The following is an 18757-nucleotide window of genomic DNA, read 5'->3' as shown; positions in this document are numbered from 1 at the left end:
GCAAAAGTACAAAATAATTGCGAAATAGCAATGAGGGAAATGCCAATAATACCGGAAATACCAGTAATCAACTTTGCCAAAGGAGCGAGCCGCACAGGCAGTCGTAGCACGACGGGCAGTAATGGAGTTCTCGGACGATTCAGACTTGTCGGACAGAAGTAAGACGAGATTAAAGGATTTATTGGAAAGAGCTAAGGAGATAGAAAGATATCGGAGAGATTCGGAAGTGGTAATTCAGGGAAAAGGTAAAAAATGAGCTGTAAGATAGGTGGGGTTAGCTTATAGAGAGCTTATAGGAAGCTTATACGAATCTTGGACGATTGGTATAGAAAGGGTGTATAAGTGATTGAATAATAGTATAATACAACAGAGCTAAAAATGTTAAAAACGGGGTTTCGAGGCGAAAGAAAAGGAATCCTCACCCCGTCCCTCTCCCAAGGAGAGGGAGAATGTAGCGACAGTAAAAGGGGAATGTGATGACAGTAAAAGGGGAATGTGGCGACGGAAAAAGGGGAATGTGGCGATGGAAAAGGGAAGAAATGAGGAATGACAAGGGACGAATGACGGAGGAGATGTGGAGGAAACTCGCCGTATATTAACTAATAGATAAAATGGGAAAAATGACTAATGAGTAAATAATTTTTTGTGTTTTGCTTTCTAATTAAAATAAAAGTTGTACTTTTGCCGAACTTTAATGAAAATTATATATGGCAACTTACAAAAAGAACAACAACCGACCTAATAGACAAAAAGATACCGAGCATTTAGACGAAGCACAACAGGCTCAATTACACAAAGAAAGTACTACTGCTGAGGTGTTTGATGCCCTCGATGCAGGCGCTACTCGCACCGAAGATTGGGTAAAACGCAATCAGAAGATTATTATTGGAACTCTCATAGCCGTAGCTGTGATAGGCTTGGGTTATTTGCTTTACCAACAGTTTGTGAAAGCTCCTAGGGAAAAGAATGCTGCTAATGAGCTTTTCTTTGCACAACAATTCTTTGATGAAGCGATGGAAGCTACTGATGCTAGAGCGCAGGATTCCCTCTTTAAAGTGGCTATCAACGGTGGAAAAGGAAAATATGGATTTAAGCAAATTGCCGAAAACTACAGCGGTACCAAAGCTGCTAACCTGGCTGAATACGGTATGGGTATGGCTTATATGCGTTTGCGTGACTATAACAACGCAATAAATCACCTCAAAGAGTTTGACTCTACCGATGATATTTTCGGAGCTTTGGCTTACGGAAATATAGGTGATGCTTACCTTCAACAGAAAAATAACGCTGAGGCATTGAAATATTATATCAAAGCCTTTGAACATAGCAAAAATGACTTCGTAACTCCATTATACCTGAAAAAAGCAGGAATAGTAGCTTCTTTGCAAGGTAAAAAAGACGATGCCTTGAAATATTATGAGCGCATCAAAGACGAGTACCCTACCTCAGAAGAAGCACGTACTATCGATATCCTTATAGGGAAAATTAGTCAATAATTAATGGCAACAGAAAACAAAAACTTATCACAATACGATAAAAAAATAATCCCAAATGCGGAATCTCTTCGCTTTGGGATTATTACTTCTCAGTGGAATGAGCAGATAACTTACGGAATGCGCAATGGTGCCATCGAAACCCTTAAAGATTGTGGTGCTATTGATGACAATATACTCTTATGGGAAGTACCAGGGAGCTTTGAATTAGTGCACGCTGCCAAGCGAATGCTCGATACTAACGAGGTAGACGCTATTATTGTAATAGGCTGTGTGATACAAGGAGAGACTCGTCATTTCGATTTCGTGTGCCAAGGTGTTACCCAAGGTATTGCTCAGCTCAATGCGGAACAAAGTAAAGTGCCTATTATCTTCTGCGTTCTCACTGATAATACCTTCCAGCAGTCGCTCGACCGCAGTGGTGGTAAGCTGGGTAATAAGGGCGTGGAGGCGGCTATTACTGCAATAAAAATGGCGGTGTTAGGGAAGTGAAAAGAGAAAAGTGAAACGTAAAAGGTTGGAACAATTTTTGCAATGCAAATGTTGTTAAAGTCGTTAGATTTTAAAAATAAATAAAGAAAATCAGAATGAAATACATCATTGCATCTATACAACATTACCTTTTATTCACTTACCCAGCTATCACTGTTTTTGTCTTTTACCTTTTACCTTTTACTTCTTTCTCGCAGAAGCGTGATACTATTTATATTTTTGACCAGCAATTTTATTCAGGAGATACTATTCGGCTTGCTGAGGTGAGTGTTTTTGGTAAAGAGCATTACTTTGGTGATGCAGAAGCTCAAAAGCGCTATTTGCTTCTCCGCAGTAGGGTGAAACGCGTGTATCCGTATGCCAAAATGGCTGCTGACCGTCTCTATACAATGGAACGTACGATGGATACTATGCAAAATAAACGACAAAAGAAGGTGTACGTAAAACGCACTCAACGCTATATTGAAGACCACTTCACCGACGAACTCAAAAAACTTTCCCGCTCGCAAGGGCGTATTCTCATTAAACTCATTCACCGCCAAACTGGAAAAACGGCTTACGAATTGGTAAAAGACCTGCGCAATGGTTGGAATGCTTATTGGTATAACAAAACCGCGTGGCTGTACGACCTTTCTCTCAAAAAAGGCTATGACCCTATGAATGTAGAAGAGGACTATTGGATAGAGGAAATTATCTTGCGGGCTATCAATAGTGGAGAATTAGAATACCAAACCCCAGCTTTACTATATAACTTCTCAGACCTTGTAGAACAACGACAGAAAAGACTTCAAAAGCAATTAGCAAATTAGCAGATTTGCAAATTAGCAAATTATTTGTACCTTTGCCGAAAATAAAATAGTACTAATGGAGTTATACTACGCTTTTTCAGTAATTATCGTCTTAGCAGCTTTGTTTTCGTACGTGAATGTTCGCTACGTAAAACTGCCTATGACCATAGGTATTATGGTGATTGCTATGATGATATCGGTAGGCGTACGTCTTTTCGGAGGTGAAGTATTTACAGGGCTTGCACACCGTCTTGAATCGCTTTTACAAGGCTTTGACTTCACTGAAATACTGATGGGAGCAATGTTGAACTTCCTTCTCTTTGCAGGAGCTCTCCACATCAATATCAACGACCTAAAAAACTACAAAATCTCCATTTTTACTTATGCAACTATCAGCGTAGTACTTTCGGCTTTCTTTATATCACTCTTGCTGTACTACATTGCTCCTTTGGTAGATATCCATATTCCTTACATTTATTGTCTGCTTTTTGGTACGCTTATTTCGCCAACCGACCCTATTGTGGTATTGGGAATACTCAAACAAGCGAATGTACCTAAACGTATTGAAACTAAGATTACAGGTGAATCACTTTTTAACGATGGGGTAGCGGTAGTAATGTTTGCCGTAGTACTGAAATTGGCTACTAATAGCACTTTTGAGCCTTCGTTCTTCGCTATTACTAAGCTCTTTTTCTTAGAAGCAGGAGGAGGTATTTTCCTCGGAGTGCTCTTCGGTTGGGTAGCTTCTCAAATGATGAAAAAAGCCGATGACTATCACGTGAGTGTACTTGTTACTTTGGCAGTGGTAATGGGAGGTTTTCTTATCACTAAAGCTTCTCACGTTTCTTCGCCTCTGGCAATGGTAATTGCAGGGCTCTTTGTAGGAAATGTAGGCAAGAAAGCCAGCAGTGCAGAGAATAAAGATTACCTTGAAAAGTTTTGGGCAATCATAGACGAGATTATGAATGCTATTTTGTTCCTATTCATAGGATTTGAGATGCTACTGATAGACAATCTAACTGAGCAGTTCCTTTTAGGAGGGGTAGCCATTCTTGTATGCCTCTTGGGGCGTGCACTGGCGCTTTATATTCCCGCCAAAACGATATTACGCAAGGTAACTACCTATTCGCGAGGCTCGCTCATCACAATGGTGTGGGGGGGTATTCGTGGAGGAGTATCCATTGCCTTAGTACTCTCTATCCCTGCTGATAAAGGAGGATTAAAAGAAACACTGTTGCAAATTACTTATATTGTAGTATTGTTTTCCATTTTAGTACAAGGTCTTACCGTAGGCAAAGTAACTACCAAAGTTTTGCACGGCGAAGAAAAGAAGACACGCTTGAAAAGAATGAAGCAACTGCAAAAAGGAAAACAATCATAAGACTTTAAAGAAGAATGAGAAAACAAAAAGATAAAGGATTGGTAAGTGCCAAAGAAGTAGCCAAAGCGATTAATATTGATAAACTTGGCTTCTTGGGTACTTTTGGAGGATGGGCACTGATGAAGTTGCTCCGTATCTCCAAGCTCAATGCTATTTACAACCGAAATAAACACTTTGAAGGGTTAGACTTCCTAAACAAACTGTTAGATGAGTTTGAAATAAAGTTCGAAATACCCGAAGAGGATTTTAAAAATATCCCCAAAGAAGGGGCTTTTATCACCATTTCTAACCACCCACTGGGGGGAATTGATGGTATTCTGCTACTCAAACTACTCTTAGAAAAACGTCCTGATTTCAAGATTATGGCGAATTTTCTCTTGCAACGTATTGAGCCCTTAGCGCCTTATGTATTGCCGGTAAACCCTTTTGAAGACCGCAAAGATGTGAAATCTAGCGTGGTGGGTTTTAAGCATACCATTGCACACCTCAAAGAGGGCAAACCCTTAGGTCTTTTCCCTGCGGGGGAAGTATCGGTAACCAAAGAGGGGCAACTGATGGTGGATAAGCCTTGGGAAGAGGCAGCTATGAAACTTGCTAAAAAAGTGAAAGTGCCTATTGTGCCTATCTATTTTCACGCCAAAAACAGTAAGTTGTTTTACTTCTTGGCGAGTATCAGTGATACGTTGCGCACGGCTAAATTGCCCTCAGAACTGCTTACACAGAAAGAACGCACTATTTATATACGCATAGGTAAGCCTATTTCGGTAGCTATGCAAGATGAGCATACCGATTTGGAAGATTTTACCGAATTTTTACGTAAGAAAACTTATATATTAGCCAATGCTTTAGAGCAAGATAAGAAGTTTTTACCACTCACTAACGTGTTGAAATCAAGCAAGAGCGGTAGCAATCCTCAACAGATAGAAGCACCTATCAAACAAGACCTCATAGAGAAGGAAGTTGATAACATCACTAAAAAAGATTACCGACTGCTCAAAAACAACAACTACGAGGTATTCTTAGCACCTTATCAAGAGATTCCTAATATAATGAAGGAAATAGGACGCTTACGTGAAATTACCTTCCGCGAAGTAGGGGAGGGGACTAACGCCTCGTCTGACTTAGATAAGTTTGACCTCTATTATCATCATCTTTTCCTTTGGGATAACGAAGCTAAGAAGATAGTAGGAGCTTACCGTATGGGCTTAGGGGCTGAAATATTTCCTAAATATGGCATCGAAGGCTTTTATACCCACGATTTGTTCCGTTTTGAGCCCGAATTATACGATATGATGAGTAAAACCATCGAGATGGGGCGTGCTTTTATCATTTCAGAATATCAACAGAAACCTATGCCACTGTTTTTGCTGTGGAAAGGGATTGCTCACACCACTTTGCGTTATCCAGAACACTCATATCTGTTGGGTAGTGTGAGTATTAGCAACCAGTTCTCTGACTTTTCTAAATCGCTGATGATAGAGTTTATGAAGTCGAACTTCTATGACCCTTATATAGCACAGTATGTACGCCCTAAAAAAGAGTTCAAAGTAAAACTCAAAGACGAGGATAAAGATTTTATTTTCGACGAAACCAAAGCCGACCTCAATAAGTTCGACAAACTCATCGACGAACTCGAACCAGGTAACTTGCGTTTGCCGGTGCTCATCAAAAAGTACATTAAGCAAAACGCCAAAGTCATTGCCTTCAACGTCGACCCACTTTTCAACAACTCTGTAGATGGATTGATGTACATTCGCATCTCCGACCTCCCTGAAAGCACTATGAAACCCGTGATAGAAGAGTTTCAAGCCGAACTCGAAGCTCGAATGAAGAATAATGAATATGAATAAATATTAGAAACCAATGAAAAAGATATTATTTTTAGTAGCATTACTACCACTGACTCTTGTTGCACAAACTGTGATTGTGCCTAACCGTTATACTTTTCAAAAGGAGGATAATCAGTACCAGTTGAATGCACTTACGAAGTTTTTACTGGAAAAACAAGGTTTTAAAGCGTATATGGAGAGCGAAGCCCCCGCCGAACTGCTCCAAAATCCCTGCGATGCTTTGAGAGCCGACGTGAAAAACCAATCGAATATGATGACCTCTAAGGTGCAATTTATCCTCACCGATTGTGCTAATAAAACCGTCTTTACTTCCGAGATAGGTAAAAGTCGTGAAAAGGAGTTCAAGAAGTCGTATCAAGAAGCCTTGCGCAATGCCTTTGAAGGGAATGCTTTAGCAACTTTTAAGTCGGAATACAAAGCACCTGTTACTACTCAAACGGCAATGGCTACGCTTACTCCTGCACAACCTACTACCATAGCAAAAAACAATACTCAAATAATAGAAGAAGACCCCTATATAGAATTTTTATATGCTAAAAAAGTGGATTTTTCATACGAATTGTATGATAAGAAGACTAATGAATTGCGTTATAAAATCAAACCGACTCTTACCCCGAATACATTCGTAGCTTATGATTTAAAAAATAATGAATTTGGAGTGCTTGAAAAGGACGGCTCCACGTTCTATAAATTTACTTTGTTTAAAAAAATAGATGATAGAGGTCATACATTTTTAGCAAATATCCAATTCACACTTTAACCCCTTGTACAGCAAAGCTGAAGCAAAAAAACTACGCGAAGACTTCTGGATTTCCTTTGGCAAATCCTTCCCTCGGAAATGGACGCTTTACAATACCAAGATAAAGGATTTCAGCTTTAAGTTTTCATTCGACACCTGTAAAGCACGGGTGCTTCTCGCTGTGGAAGACCCTGACGAGGCAACACGTAGTTTGTACTACAACAAATTGTTGTCGCTGAAAACGATTCTGCAAGAACAGTACCTCCCTAATGTTGTTTTCGAAGAGCACTTTCTCTTGAACAACGGTAAAGAAATCAGCTGTGTGTATGTAGAATTGCCAAACGTAACCATTCACAACAAAGCTACTTGGCAATCAGCGATGGAGTTCCTCTATCAATCGATGTTGCAGTTTGAAACCTTCTGGGCAGAGTACAAAGACATAATACAAGAAGAAAAATAAGCACTACTTACCTCTGTATAATCCTTTGAAACTTTAAGAAAAGATTAACATCGAACCTCATTCTCACGTAACTTTTTTGTCTTACCTTTGCATAGAATAAGGTAACACCCTCAAAGAGGAAGTGTTTTTTACTATAAAAGCACTTCCTTTTCTGTATTTAATATCTAATAAATTGGTAATTATGAAAGAAAACATCAAAGATAAAGTTGTGATTATTACAGGAGCCAGTAGCGGGCTCGGTGAAGCTACTGCTCTTTATTTGGCGCAGTATGGTGCTATAGTCGTAGCGGTTGCGCGCTGTAAAGACCGCTTGGAATCGCTAGTGAAACGCATCGGCTCTCAAGGCGGTAAGGCTCTTGTCATTGTATGTGATGTTACCAAACGTGAGGACTTGGAACGTGTTGCCCAAGAAACGCTCAAAGCTTACGGTCGTATAGATGTGCTGGTAAACAACGCTGGACTGATGGCACAAGCTCCTCTCGAAAAGCTTAAAGTAGACGAATGGGACAGAATGATTGATATCAATATCAAAGGGGTACTCTACGGTATTGCTGCGGTACTCCCAACAATGCAGAAGCAACATAGTGGGCATATCATCAACTTATCCTCAGTAGCAGGTTTAAAGGTGGCGGCAGGTCGTGGTACGGTGTACAGCGGTACTAAGTTTGCTGTAAAAGCTATTAGCGAAGGTTTACGTATAGAAACCGCTAAAGATAACATCCGCGTGACTACCCTTTACCCAGGTGCGGTGGAAAGTGAACTTAAGTATGGTAGTTCCGACCCTGAAACAAGTGCAGGTATTCAGGCTTTTTATAAGGAATATGAGATTCCTGCCGATTCAGTTGCCCGTGCTATTGCGTATGCTGTTGAACAACCAGAGGATGTAGCTATCAATGAGATTACTTTGCGTCCTACTAAACAAGAATTTTAATTCAAGTATAACATCTAACTTATGATAAAAAACTTTATTAACAGACCCGTACTATCAACGGTAGTCTCTATCTTAATAGTGATTTTAGGGGTGTTGGGGATTATCTCTTTGCCTATTTCTCAATATCCTGATATCGCCCCTGTAACGGTACAGGTATCGGCTAACTATGCGGGTGCCAACGCCGAAACAGTGCTCAAAGCGGTGGTGATTCCGCTGGAAGAACAAATCAATGGGGTAGAAAATATGGATTATATTACCTCATCGGCTTCTAATAGTGGTTCAGCAAATATTACTGTGTATTTCAAACAGGGTACCAATGGTGATATCGCGGCGGTAAACGTGCAAAATGCAGTGTCGCGTGCCAACTCTATTTTGCCATCTGAGGTAACCCAATCGGGGGTAACGGTACGCAAACAGAGCTCAGGTAATCTGATGTTTCTCACCTTCTTCTCTGAGAATAAAGAGTTAGACGATGTATTTCTACAAAATTACTTGAGCATCAATGTGATTCCTGCAATCAAACGTATCAGTGGGGTAGGGGATGCCAGTGCTTTTGGAGGTAAAACCTATTCTATGCGTATTTGGTTAAATCCACAAAAACTCCAAGCCTATGGGCTTAATCCTACCGAGGTAACTGCTGCAATTTCAGCTCAGAGTAGAGAAGCGGCTGCGGGTACTTTGGGGCAAAACAGCGGTAGTAGCTATGAATATGTGATTAAGTACAAGGGAAAATACACTCAAGTATCCGAATATGAAAATATAGTGCTTAAAGCGTTAGATGGAGGGCGTATTCTTCGTCTTAAAGATGTAGCTAAGGTAGAACTCGACGCGCTCGGATATACAGGATTTTCTGAAAGCAAAGGTCGTCCTGCTGTGGCAATGGGTATCTCGCAAACACCAGGCTCTAATGCTCACGAGATTATCCAAAATATCGAAAAGCTCTTAGACGAGTTAAAGCCTTCTTTGCCCGAAGGGATTACTTATACTATCAACTATAACGCCAACACTTTCTTAGATGCTGCCATTTCTAAGGTGGTGTCTACTCTCTTAGAGGCTTTCCTTTTGGTGTTCTTGGTGGTATATATCTTCTTGCAAGACTTCCGTTCTACACTCATCCCTGCTATTGCGGTACCAGTGTCTATCGTGGGTACTTTCTTCTTCTTGAACCTCTTTGGCTATTCTGTCAATATGCTTACCCTCTTCGCCTTGGTGTTAGCCATCGGTATAGTGGTGGACGATGCTATTGTGGTCGTCGAGGCGGTGCACGCCAAGATGGAACAAACTCACGAGAAAGCTAAACCCGCTACCATTTCAGCTATGAACGAGATTACAGGGGCGATAATCTCTATCACCCTTGTGATGGCAGCAGTGTTCGTACCGGTAACCTTTATGGGTGGTACTACGGGCGTCTTCTACAAACAGTTTGGGGTAACTCTGATTGTAGCCATCGTGATTTCAGCTATCAATGCACTTACCCTCAGTCCGGTGCTTTGCTCGCTCTTCCTCAGACCTCACGGCAATAAAGAATATGAAGAAAAGTCGTGGTTTGGCAAGTTTTTCCACAAATTTAATATAGCTTTCAATGCCGCTACACGTAAATATGGGCAAACCTTTACCTTCTTCCTTCGCCATAAATGGGTAACCTTAGTGCTCTTACTTATGGCAGGAGGTGGTATCTATTTTGCCAATAAAAGTATGAAATCGGGGTTTGTGCCCAGTGAAGACCAAGGGTTCGTGATGATGGATGTATCGATGATTCCTGGGGCTTCTATGGAACGCGTTGCCAATATTATGCGTGAGGTAAACGAAAGTCTTTCCAATATTCCAGGGGTTGAAAATGTTACCTTTGTTACTGGTCGCGGTATGATTTCAGGCGAAGGTAGTAATAATGGTATGGGTTTCTTCAAACTGAAACCTTTTGAGCAGCGTTCTAAACTCCCCGGTCAAGACATTAAATCAATTATCAACAATGCTTTTCGTGCAGTAGCCAATATCAAAGATGCCAATGTGATTTTCTTCCAACCGCCTTCCGTGCCTGGTTTTGGTGTAGGAGGTGGGGTGTCGTTTGTTCTCTTGGATAAATCCGGAAGTGATATCAGTGAGGTGAACAAGAATGCACAAGAGTTCTTGGGTGCCCTGATGCAACGTCCCGAGATACAGTTTGCCCAAACCTCTTTCAATGTGAACTATCCACAATACCAAATGGATATTAATGTAGAACGCGCTATGCAGTCGGGTATTACAGTGAGCACTATTCTATCGACCTTACAGAATTATATAGGGGGCTTCTATGCAACTGACTTTACCCTTTACGGAAAGCAATACCGTGTAATGGTACAATCGTTGCCCGAAGCGCGTAAAGACCTCAATAGCCTTAATAGCTTATTCGTGAAAACAGGTAGTGGAACGATGGCACCTATTACCGAGTTTGTAACTCTTACACGTACTTTCGGTCCGCAATTGCTCAGCCGTTATAACCTCTTTACTTCGGTGTCTATTTCGGCTCAGAACAACCCCGCCTATAGTACAGGTGATGCTCTGAAAGCGGTACAAGAGGTGGCTGCCCAAACCCTCAATAATAATTATGGAATCGACTATACAGGTTTGACGCGTGAAGAACAGACTGCAGGCTCACAAACCATTCTCATCTTCTTACTCAGCTTGGTGTTTACTTATTTTATTCTTTCAGCACAGTATGAGAGTTACCTATTGCCTCTATCAGTGCTCTTCTCATTGCCTTTTGGTATCTTTGGAGCGTATTTAGGGCAATGGCTTTTTGGGTTGGAAAATAATATCTATTTCCAAATTTCTCTCATTATGCTGATGGGACTCTTAGCTAAAAACGCGATTTTGATTGTAGAATTTGCTGTGCAACGCCGTCGTATGGGGGAAAGCCTATCTAAGGCAGCTATCAATGCCGCAATGGCACGTTTGCGTCCGATTTTAATGACCTCTTTTGCCTTCATCGTTGGTTTGATGCCATTGGTATTTGCCTCAGGCGTAGGTGCAACAGGAAACCGTTCAGTAGCTACGGGAGCCGCTATCGGTCAGCTCATCGGTACTTTTTTCGGACTTGTTGTGATTCCGGTATTCTTTGTATTCTTCCAAGCGATACAAGAAAGTATAAGTGGTCATAAAGAAAAAGAAGAGATATTTGTAGAGCCTACTGGCGAATATTAAAAGCCTGTGGTGCTACGATAAAAAAGGCTGTCTGCTTTTTAGCAGACAGCCTTTTTTATTTCTATTACTAGCATATTATTTTTGAGTCGTTTTTGCGTCCAATACTTTGCCAAAGTTGGAAACTTTGGTAAAGTTGATATCCATTTTGTGTCGCAGTACGTATAAATCACATTTCTTTAGCTACTAAATCCCGCCTTACATACCTCGTAGATTTGTGAAATCTGTGCAATCTGTGGGATTTTTTTAATTATCTGATGTTTTATTATACCGAGCTCACCGTAAAAAGAAAGTAGTAACATTGCTTTTTATCTGTTAAAAACACTATTTTAACACTTTTTCTTCAATAAAGTTATAAGGGCTTTTTACCTATTGATATCCAATATTCTAACACCTTTCCTTCGTCTTAGGTTCGTCTTAGGTTCACCTTAGCTTCGCTCTACCTTCGGTTAAACTTCAATTAAAAGATAACAAAGGTTTTTTCTAATATTTTACTGATAAATAATGTTTTAATGTTTTTGATACCACAAAAGACTATCAAGTGTTCTACTTTCTAAACTTTAAAAAAATTGCAGGGTTTTAAAAGAGATTAACATTTTTTCAGCATTGACCTTGCCTCTTTTAATTCGAGTCAAACTCACGTAATAGAAAATAAAAAAGGCTATCCTAATTAGGATAGCCTTTTTCCTTAATTTTTATTTGTAAGTTCTTATTTTGTAGGGTATTTGATTACTCTACGATATTAGCGATACTTACACGGTTCCAATCTGGTTCACTGAACATATCACCGATACCATTACCTTCAGCTTGGATTCTATCAGCTGAGATTTTGTAACGTTTAACTAAAAGGTTTTTAACAGCTTCAGCACGAGCAGTAGCTAATTGTTTGTTCTTTTCTAAGTTTCCTTCTGGTGAAGCATAACCTTTGATACTAACTTTAGCATTCCTATATTTGTTAAGGTAAGAAGCGATACGCTCTACGTTAGGCAATTGAGATGCATCGATAGTACTTTTAGCTACACGGAAAGTAACTACTGATTCCAAAGTTTTCTTGTTTTTAGTAACTACTTTTTCTACTACTTCTGGCTTCTTGTTGCGAGCTGCTTCTAAGTCATCTTGCAATTTATTAACTTGTCTTTGGCAGTCAGACAATTCTTTGTTTTTGCTGTTCAACTCATCACGGAGTCTACCCAATTCTGCGCTATTGTCAGGATTTTGAGTAGCTGTAGTGAAGTGGTGAGCACCATTGCTTCCTTTAAAACGGTAAACTACACCAACAGTAGCTTGAATGAAAGAGTTCAAGCTGTTTAAGCTGTTTACTGAACTTTTCTCAGTAGGATGGTCTACACCATACACAATAGCAGGACTTAATTTAACTCCCCACGCTTTGCTTTCGCCTAAATTGAACAATAAGTTAGAACCAAACTGAGCAGACATACTGTTGCTTCTGTAGTTTTCTCTATAGTTAGGAGCGATGTCTTGTACATATCTATGCATCCAACCAATTCCTGCAAAACCTTCTACTTCGAAGAAACGAGGAGTTCCTTTGTAACCAGCGATAAGGTTGCTCAAGTTTATAGTACCTACCAAGCTTACATTGGTATTGTCTATAAAGTTACCTGCATCTACATCATTGTCAAGGGCTACGGGACGTACATACGCCATACCTTCAACGCCTAAACGGAAAGCAGGAGAGATTTGTTTACCAATCTCAGCTCCAAAAGTGGCACGGGTGTTTTTAAAGAAAGCTTCATGCTGAGTTTCAGAGAAACCACCAGCTTTAACACCTACTTGCCAGTTGTCAAAAAATTTGCTCTTACTTAGCATATCTTGTGCGTTAGCACTTGTTATCACTGCAACGACAGTTGCAATACTTAATAAGGTTTTTTTCATATAAAAAAATGTTTATTACTTGTGTTTTAAAATTCGGGACAAATATACGACTTTTTTTATTTGTACAATCATTTTTAGTAATAAAATATATGCTTTTCGCATTTTTACCTTGTTTTTTAACGTTTCATTTACAAACTGTTTGCATTTCTTTCACATTTCAGAGAGTTAATATAGTTTTTGGGTATAAAAAATCAGGGAGAGTTTCATTGTAAACTCTCCCTGATTTTCGTGTTAATAAAATATGATAATAATGCTATGAATTTACGATTACATCATTCCTGGCATTCCACCACCCATTGGAGGCATTGCAGCTGCTTTATCGTCTTTGATGTCTACCAAAGCACATTCGGTAGTGAGAATCATACCAGCTACTGAGGCAGCGTTTTCAAGGGCTACACGGGTTACCTTTTTAGGGTCGATGATACCTGCTTTAAACATATCGGTATAAGTACCTGTTTTAGCATTGTATCCGTAAGCATCTCTTGAAGCCTCGAGTACACGAGCTACGATTACAGAACCTTCAACACCTGCGTTTTCTACGATAGTGCGCAAAGGAGCTTCCAATGCTTTGAAGATAATTTTAATACCTGTTTCTTCGTCGGCATTGAGAGGTTTTAGTTTTCCTAATACATTTTTAGCACGAATAAGCGCTATACCTCCTCCTGCTACGATACCTTCTTCAACAGCTGCACGAGTAGCGTGAAGGGCATCATCTACACGGTCTTTTTTCTCTTTCATTTCCACTTCCGAAGCAGCACCTATGTAAAGCACTGCTACCCCACCAGAGAGTTTAGCTAAACGCTCTTGTAGTTTTTCACGGTCATAATCAGAAGTGGTGTTTTCGATTTGTGCTTTGATTTGAGCTACACGCGCTTTGATATCATCAGATTTACCAGCACCATTTACAATAGTGGTGTTATCTTTGTCGATACTTACTCTTTCGGCAGTACCAAGCATATCGATAGTAGCGTTTTCAAGAGTAAAGCCTCTTTCTTCGGCAATTACAGTACCACCGGTTAGGATAGCGATATCTTCGAGCATTGCTTTACGACGATCACCAAAGCCAGGAGCTTTTACAGCAGCGATGCGAAGAGTACCGCGCAACTTGTTTACTACTAAGGTAGCTAATGCCTCACCATCGATATCTTCAGCGATAATCAAAAGAGGTTTGCCAGATTGAGCTACAGGCTCTAATACAGGAAGCAAGTCCTTCATAGTAGAGATTTTCTTGTCGTACAACAAGATATAAGGGTGGTCGAGTTCTGCAACCATCTTTTCAGAATCGGTTACGAAGTAAGGAGAAAGGTAACCGCGGTCGAACTGCATTCCTTCTACTACATCTACGTAAGTATCTGTACCTTTTGCTTCTTCTACGGTGATAACCCCTTCTTTACCTACTTTCTCGAATGCTTGAGCGATAAGTTCGCCAATAGTATCGTCGTTGTTAGCAGAGATAGAGGCTACTTGTTTTATTTTTTCAGAAGAAGAGCCTACTTCTTTAGCTTGTTTAGCCAAATGTTCTACGATTTTTGCTACGGCTTTATCAATACCGCGTTTTAAATCCATTGGGTTAGCACCAGAAGCTACGTTTTTAAGACCTTCTTTTACGATAGCTTGTGCTAATACAGTAGCGGTAGTAGTACCGTCGCCTGCGAGGTCATTGGTTTTAGAAGCTACTTCTTTTACCATTTGAGCGCCCATATTTTCGAGAGCGTCTTCTAGTTCTATTTCTTTAGCAACGGTAACCCCGTCTTTGGTTACTTGTGGTGAACCAAATGATTTGCTAATAATCACATTACGACCACGAGGTCCTAATGTTACTTTTACTGCATTTGCTAATGCATCAACGCCACGTTTTAAACCTTCGCGAGCGTCTATATCAAATTTAATATCTTTTGCCATTTCTTTAGTTTTTAGTTTTTATGTTTAGATAACTGCTAATACGTCGTTTTCACGCATAATAAGGTAGTCTTTACCTTCTAATTTTAGTTCAGTACCGGCATATTTGCCATAGAGTACTGTATCGCCTACTTTTAGGGTTACAGGGTTATCTTTAGTACCTGCTCCAACGGCTACAACCGTACCTTTTTGAGGTTTTTCTTTTGCAGTATCAGGGATGATAATACCTGATGCGGTAGTAGTTTCGGCCACTGCGGGCTCAATCACTACTCTATCAGCTAAAGGTTTAATATTCAATTTTGCCATTATTTGTTTAGTTTTTAGTTATTTTTTTTGTTTAGAAAATAGGAATTAGGTGTTAGGGAATTACATCGCCCGCGCCCCCTTCGAAAGGGGGATGTGGGGATGTTATCTAACCTTTTCATTCAAGTATTTTAATTCCTTTTATAAAAAATCGAAGAGGATATTTCAGAAAGTATGCCAATCTGTAAAAACTGACTTTTTGTCAGTTTAGTTACCTGTATTAGAAGATGTGGCAGGAGTAGCAGGCATTTGGGTAGCATTGTTGGCAGGTGCTTGTTGGTTAAGAGGGTTTTCTATAGGGGTAGCAGGGGTATTGCCATCGAGCAGTTTAGAATCGGCATTTACACCGGTATTGCCTTGTAGTAAGGTGTTGGCGATAAGAATAAGCACTCCTAAAGCAGTAGCAAACGTCCAAGTACTGCGTTCGAGGAAGTCGCCTGTTTTTTTCACGCCACCTACTACTTGAGTATTGCCACCGAAAGTAGAAGAGAGTCCGCCTCCTTTAGGGTTTTGTACCATAATTACTAAAGCGAGTAGCAAACATACTACCACGATAAGCACTAAAAAGATGTTGAATGTAGTCATTTCTCTATAAATTAAAATAAATTATTTTGTTGTAGTTTTTTGATATTTTCTATTTGGGCTGCAAAGTAAGCACTTTTTTCTGGATTTTTCAAAATTAATATTTCATACGCTTGTATAGCTTGCTTAAATTTGCGCTGATTTACATATACTTGTGCCAATGTTTCGGTCATTAATTGTTTAGGGTCTGAGTTTACATCATCGGCTAAATTTACGTTGGATACATAGTCTTTGGAGGCTTCAATCTTAGGATTGTTTTCCAAAAACTTATCAATGAGTTTGAACTTTTCGGCTACCTTGTCGTCTTTATAAGATACTTCGGTATGGTCATCGGAGATGTTTTCTAACCATTGAGAGATATTGTCAGTATCAGTTTTAGGTTTTTCCTCTGTTTTAGGTTCAAAAGCATCGGCTAACTCTTGGTGATTTACCAAATCTTCGGGGAAAATAGGTTCTTCGAAAATAGATTCGGGTACATTAGGGCGATACAAGCGCGGTTCGTGGTCGATGTAACTTACCTTAGGAGGTGTATTCTCAGTTTCTTCGGCTTCTTTGCGTTCTCTCGCTTTGCGAATACGTTCAAAATCACGACGTAGGGCTGAGAAATCAGGGATAATACTTTTAGAATTAATAAAGTCGAACAATACTGAGCGGTCAGTTACGTGTACCGCAGCGAGTTTTAAGGCTTTGTTGTACTTGTAGTTTTCTTCGGAATGCAATATTTTGAGTTGTAACACCCTTGCTGCTTGAAAATAAGGATATTCCTTCACTATCTCGTCGAGTTCATATACTTGATCATCGTTAATAGTGTAGGGATGCCTAATAATCTCTATGAATTGTTTTACTGTCAATCTTACCTTATTGTCTTTACCTAATTGCTACCAATCTGCCAATGAGGCGTTGAAAATATCTTGGGTGATACGCTCGAATATCTGTGGGATAGCTTCGCCTTTTACCGAGTTGAATTGTGTAGCAGCAGGATAATCATAGTAAAAAGAGAAGCGCTTTTCAAAGTCTTTTTTATCTTCTTTATGATTAGTAAAGCGCACATTTACGCCTATGGTTACACGGTTTTGGGCAGCGGTTTGTCCTGCGGTAGCCGTCATAGGGGTAATGTTAAATTCTACGATTTCGCCTTCGTATACAAGGTCGCCATTGCGATCGGTAAGGCTGAGGTTGGTTTGGTTGTTAATCAAATCTTGTAGGGCGATGGTAAAATCGCGGTCGAGGCCAGGTTCTACCAAGGGAGCATCGTTGCGAAAGAAGTTTACTTGAAAAGTCTTTGCATCGCCTGTACTTCCTCCTGTAAAATTGTAGATACCACAACTTATAGCAGTGAAAGCCAAGAGTATATATAAGATATATTTCATTTTACCAATCAATTAGCGGGCAAAGATACGAAAATAATTACGAATGACAAATTACGAATGACGAAATTGCGGTAAAAAGTGTTACTTTTTGTAAATTCTTTGTTTGAGTTCTTCGAGTGTTACAAAAAAATGTCCATACCCTTTTGCAGTAAGTCCTTTTCTGAGTTGCTTATCACCCGACCATATTTTGTGTTTATATTGCAAATGAAAGGCTATAAAAGGAGCATCATCAATATCTATATCAGCTACTATCTCCTGAGCTTTTTTGTCATTCTCTTTTGAAATATTTTTCATTGAAAGGATTTTTACCCCTTCTAAAAGATTAGACAACTCCTTTTTAACCTCTTTCTTTGTTTTATTCAAAAACTTTGAGAGTCGAGGTAAGTGTTCTTCTACTTCATCTAATAAATATTCCGGCACCAAGAATTGTATCTTTTTCTTTTCGTTAAGAATTTTTGCCACGACTCCATCAGGAGAAATAAGTGCGCTAAAAAATATATTGCTATCAGTTATTACTATCATTTTTCAGCATATTTTTTCTTCATAGTCTTGAAATATCGTTTGGCAAAACCTTTTTTTACATCTTGTGATAGTTCCATTATAAAATCGCGATGTGCAATAGGAATACCGTCTTCATCTTCTTCTAATATTTCCATAGAGGGAGCTGATGTTTCTTTCTTGTTCTTAGGCACTTCTACTTTCACAAATGGCAAAGACTTTACATATTCCAAAAAAGCTAAAGCCATTTCACTGCTGTTGTCTACTTTGAGAATGGTTGTATTCATAGTTTTTACTGTTAAATTTACAAGCGTTTGAGGGCTTGCTTGATAATTTCTTCTACTGAAAGCTCTTCGCTGCTTGATTTGATAATGGTATCGACTACCTTTTCGGCTTGTTTGCGCATAAAGCCCAATACTTCTAAGGCGGCAAGAGCTTCTTCTTTGTGGGTGCTTACGGCGTTCATAGGCACCTCTTCAAAGTCTTGAAGCTTGAGCATCTTGTCTTTGAGGTCGAGTACTACACGTTGGGCTGTTTTAGCACCTATGCCTTTTACTGCTTGAATGGTAGCTACCTCGCCATTGATAATAGCATTGCGCACTTGTGCAGCGGTGAGCGATGAGAGCATTGTACGAGCTGTGCTAGCACCTACTCCCGATACCGAAAGGAGCAATACAAACACTTCGCGTTCGGCTTTGGTGAGGAAGCCATAGAGTGTATGGGCATCTTCTTTTATTTGCAAATAGGTGTATAGCTTAATGGCTTCGCCTTCGGGTAGCGCTGAATAAGTATTCAGACTGATATTTACAAAATAGCCGACCCCGTGGCAGTCGATTACTACGTGAGTAGGGTTCTTTTCTACGAGTTTTCCTTGTAATTGTGTAATCATTAGTTCAAATTG

18 protein-coding genes are annotated in these 18757 nt (G+C 39.8%); 9 read left to right on the top strand and 9 right to left on the bottom strand.

Going from position 1 to position 18757, the window contains the following annotated elements; all coding sequences use genetic code 11:
• The first annotated feature begins 707 nt into the window (after positions 1 to 707).
• The 9 genes from ACSQ7D_RS03845 (at position 708) to ACSQ7D_RS03805 (ending at position 11314) form a co-directional block, all read left to right on the top strand.
• The gene (locus ACSQ7D_RS03845) at positions 708 to 1496 is read left to right on the top strand and encodes a tetratricopeptide repeat protein (protein WP_181831112.1); all 789 of its coding nucleotides are present in this window, start codon (positions 708 to 710) and stop codon (positions 1494 to 1496) included.
• A gap of 3 nt (positions 1497 to 1499) precedes the next feature.
• Positions 1500 to 1985 (top strand): 6,7-dimethyl-8-ribityllumazine synthase, encoded by a 486-nt coding sequence (ribH, locus tag ACSQ7D_RS03840; protein ID WP_178976876.1) that lies wholly within the window; start codon positions 1500 to 1502, stop codon positions 1983 to 1985.
• 95 nt (positions 1986 to 2080) lie between these two features.
• Positions 2081 to 2794, top strand: coding sequence for a DUF4294 domain-containing protein (locus ACSQ7D_RS03835; RefSeq protein WP_437135435.1), 714 nt, complete (start codon positions 2081 to 2083; stop codon positions 2792 to 2794).
• 55 nt (positions 2795 to 2849) lie between these two features.
• Positions 2850 to 4154: a cation:proton antiporter gene (locus ACSQ7D_RS03830; RefSeq protein WP_437135434.1), complete on the top strand. Its 1305-nt coding sequence runs from the start codon at positions 2850 to 2852 to the stop codon at positions 4152 to 4154.
• Between the two features lie 14 nt (positions 4155 to 4168).
• Positions 4169 to 6004, top strand: a complete 1836-nt coding sequence (locus tag ACSQ7D_RS03825) for a GNAT family N-acyltransferase (RefSeq protein WP_437135433.1) — start codon at positions 4169 to 4171, stop codon at positions 6002 to 6004.
• Positions 6005 to 6017: 13 nt separating this feature from the next.
• A complete protein-coding gene (locus ACSQ7D_RS03820) occupies positions 6018 to 6764 on the top strand; it encodes a hypothetical protein (protein WP_437135432.1) in 747 nt (248 codons plus the stop codon).
• Positions 6765 to 6768: 4 nt separating this feature from the next.
• Complete coding sequence (locus ACSQ7D_RS03815; RefSeq protein WP_009417960.1) at positions 6769 to 7203, top strand: DUF4268 domain-containing protein; 435 nt, start codon at positions 6769 to 6771, stop codon at positions 7201 to 7203.
• 181 nt (positions 7204 to 7384) lie between these two features.
• A complete protein-coding gene (locus ACSQ7D_RS03810; RefSeq protein WP_437135431.1) occupies positions 7385 to 8134 on the top strand; it encodes an SDR family oxidoreductase in 750 nt (249 codons plus the stop codon).
• A 21-nt stretch (positions 8135 to 8155) separates the two neighbouring features.
• Complete coding sequence (locus ACSQ7D_RS03805; protein WP_437135430.1) at positions 8156 to 11314, top strand: efflux RND transporter permease subunit; 3159 nt, start codon at positions 8156 to 8158, stop codon at positions 11312 to 11314.
• Between the two features lie 726 nt (positions 11315 to 12040).
• On the opposite strand, the gene ACSQ7D_RS03800 is transcribed toward ACSQ7D_RS03805, so the two are convergent.
• The 9 genes from ACSQ7D_RS03800 to ruvA form a co-directional block, all read right to left on the bottom strand.
• Positions 12041 to 13204, bottom strand: a complete 1164-nt coding sequence (locus ACSQ7D_RS03800; protein ID WP_437135429.1) for an OmpA family protein — start codon at positions 13202 to 13204, stop codon at positions 12041 to 12043.
• Positions 13205 to 13471: 267 nt separating this feature from the next.
• On the bottom strand, positions 13472 to 15106 hold the full coding sequence (groL, locus tag ACSQ7D_RS03795) for a chaperonin GroEL (RefSeq protein ID WP_437135428.1): 1635 nt from the start codon (positions 15104 to 15106) through the stop codon (positions 13472 to 13474).
• Between the two features lie 24 nt (positions 15107 to 15130).
• A complete protein-coding gene (locus tag ACSQ7D_RS03790; protein WP_002673428.1) occupies positions 15131 to 15409 on the bottom strand; it encodes a co-chaperone GroES in 279 nt (92 codons plus the stop codon).
• A gap of 204 nt (positions 15410 to 15613) precedes the next feature.
• A complete protein-coding gene (gene secG / locus ACSQ7D_RS03785) occupies positions 15614 to 15991 on the bottom strand; it encodes a preprotein translocase subunit SecG (RefSeq protein WP_009417952.1) in 378 nt (125 codons plus the stop codon).
• Positions 15992 to 16002: 11 nt separating this feature from the next.
• Positions 16003 to 16839, bottom strand: coding sequence for a hypothetical protein (locus tag ACSQ7D_RS03780; protein ID WP_002673420.1), 837 nt, complete (start codon positions 16837 to 16839; stop codon positions 16003 to 16005).
• A gap of 27 nt (positions 16840 to 16866) precedes the next feature.
• Entirely contained in the window at positions 16867 to 17358 is a 492-nt protein-coding gene (locus ACSQ7D_RS03775) for an LptE family protein (protein ID WP_009419020.1), read from the bottom strand.
• Between the two features lie 81 nt (positions 17359 to 17439).
• Positions 17440 to 17880, bottom strand: a complete 441-nt coding sequence (locus tag ACSQ7D_RS03770; protein ID WP_437135427.1) for a PIN domain-containing protein — start codon at positions 17878 to 17880, stop codon at positions 17440 to 17442.
• On the bottom strand, positions 17877 to 18143 hold the full coding sequence (locus tag ACSQ7D_RS03765) for a hypothetical protein (RefSeq protein WP_437135426.1): 267 nt from the start codon (positions 18141 to 18143) through the stop codon (positions 17877 to 17879). The genes ACSQ7D_RS03770 and ACSQ7D_RS03765 overlap by 4 nt, the downstream gene beginning before the upstream one ends.
• 17 nt (positions 18144 to 18160) lie before the next feature.
• Positions 18161 to 18745: a Holliday junction branch migration protein RuvA gene (gene ruvA / locus ACSQ7D_RS03760; RefSeq protein WP_437135425.1), complete on the bottom strand. Its 585-nt coding sequence runs from the start codon at positions 18743 to 18745 to the stop codon at positions 18161 to 18163.
• Positions 18746 to 18757: the final 12 nt, after the last annotated feature.

It is taken from the genome of Capnocytophaga sp. G1920 (genome assembly GCF_051417515.1).
Note: the sequence above shows the minus strand (reverse complement) of the source record. Positions and strands in the feature narration are given on the sequence as shown.